We start from the raw sequence: 798 nt of genomic DNA on the forward strand, positions 1-798 counted from the left end.
TGATTTTGTTACCTTTACCTTTCGCTAATTGCGGCAAGTCTTTAATTGGGAACAACAACATACGCCCTTGGTTGGTAATCGCGAGAATCTCATCCGAATCCAGATCGCCGACTTCTTTTGGCGTCATCACTTCAGAATTTGCAGGCAACGTAACCAACGCTTTACCGCTACGGTTCTTCGATAGCAAATCAGCGCCTTTACACACAAAGCCGTAACCAGCATCGGAGCCCACCAGCCATAGCTGATCTTCTTCGCTCATGATCACCTGACGAATACTGCTACCCGCCGTGATATTCAAGCGACCAGTAATCGGCTCACCTTGACTACGTGCTGATGGCAACGAGTGCGATTCAAGCGAGTAACTTCGACCATCGCTGCCAAGGAAGACCGCCGGCTGACTGCTCTTACCGCGCGCATGCGCCAAGTATTTATCGCCTGATTTGTAGTTCAAGCTTTCCGCATCAACATCGTGTCCTTTCGCATGACGAACCCAACCTTTTTCAGACAGTACAACGGTAATTGGTTCACTTGGTACTAGGTCACGCTCAGTCAGTGCTTTTGCTTCAGCACGTTCAACTAAAGGAGAACGACGGTCATCGCCGTATTTCTCTGCGTCGGCTTTAATTTCTTTCTTAAGCAGTGTGTTCAGACGACGCTCAGAACCAAGCAGCTGCTCTAGCTTCTCACGCTCTTTCTCTAGCTCGTCTTGCTCACCACGGATCTTCATCTCTTCTAGCTTCGCTAGGTGACGAAGTTTGGTATCCAGAATCGCATCGGCTTGAATATCGGTAATACCAA

General features: G+C 48.7%; 1 protein-coding gene. It reads right to left on the reverse strand.

What is annotated here, in order from left to right:
* On the reverse strand, positions 1-798 hold a 798-nt coding region (locus tag R7Q46_RS26330; protein ID WP_318078105.1), incomplete at both ends, for a DNA gyrase C-terminal beta-propeller domain-containing protein.

It is taken from the genome of Vibrio sp. 811 (assembly GCF_033339195.1).